Genomic DNA, 747 nt, shown 5'->3' on the forward strand with positions numbered 1-747 from the left:
AATTTGTTTGGTGGCGATAGCGAAGAGGTCACACCCGTTCCCATGCCGAACACGGAAGTTAAGCTCTTCAGCGCCGATGGTAGTCGGGGGTTTCCCCCTGTGAGAGTAGGACGCCGCCAAGCAATTGCACGCTAGTGCAGTTATGGAGGATTAGCTCAGCTGGGAGAGCATCTGCCTTACAAGCAGAGGGTCGGCGGTTCGAGCCCGTCATCCTCCACCATTTTGCCGGTGTAGCTCAATTGGTAGAGCAACTGACTTGTAATCAGTAGGTTGGGGGTTCAAGTCCTCTTGCCGGCACCACTTTTATATGGTATAATACTCAAGTCTCTTGTAAGAAGAGCCATTAGCTCAGTTGGTAGAGCATCTGACTTTTAATCAGAGGGTCGAAGGTTCGAGTCCTTCATGGCTCACCATTTTACGCGGGTGTGGCGGAATTGGCAGACGCGCTAGACTTAGGATCTAGTGTCTTTATGACGTGGGGGTTCAAGTCCCTTCACCCGCATTATATAGGATAACAGTTATAAAAACTGGACATCCTGTCTGCGGAAGTAGTTCAGTGGTAGAACACCACCTTGCCAAGGTGGGGGTCGCGGGTTCGAATCCCGTCTTCCGCTCCAACCATACCATCCACGCCGGGGTGGTGGAATTGGCAGACACACAGGACTTAAAATCCTGCGGTAGGTGACTACCGTGCCGGTTCAAGTCCGGCCCTCGGCATTAAGTTTTGCGCCCGTAGCTCAATTGGAT

6 tRNA genes and 1 rRNA gene are annotated in these 747 nt (G+C 52.1%); all 7 read left to right on the forward strand.

Annotated elements, in window-relative coordinates:
* Positions 1–6: 6 nt before the first annotated feature.
* The 7 genes from rrf to AC0DBE_RS21485 all read left to right on the forward strand — a co-directional run bounded on the left by rrf (position 7) and on the right by AC0DBE_RS21485 (position 717).
* Positions 7–122 (forward strand): 5S ribosomal RNA (gene rrf / locus AC0DBE_RS21455).
* Positions 123–144: 22 nt separating this feature from the next.
* Positions 145–220 (forward strand) — tRNA-Val (locus AC0DBE_RS21460).
* Between the two features lie 4 nt (positions 221–224).
* Positions 225–300, forward strand: a tRNA-Thr gene (locus AC0DBE_RS21465).
* 37 nt (positions 301–337) lie between these two features.
* Positions 338–413 (forward strand) — tRNA-Lys (locus AC0DBE_RS21470).
* Between the two features lie 6 nt (positions 414–419).
* Positions 420–502: transfer RNA gene (locus AC0DBE_RS21475), tRNA-Leu, on the forward strand.
* 40 nt (positions 503–542) lie between these two features.
* Positions 543–617: transfer RNA gene (locus tag AC0DBE_RS21480), tRNA-Gly, on the forward strand.
* A 14-nt stretch (positions 618–631) separates the two neighbouring features.
* Positions 632–717, forward strand: a tRNA-Leu gene (locus AC0DBE_RS21485).
* The last annotated feature ends 30 nt before the right edge of the window (positions 718–747 follow it).

This window comes from Bacillus sp. VA15, assembly GCF_055721145.1.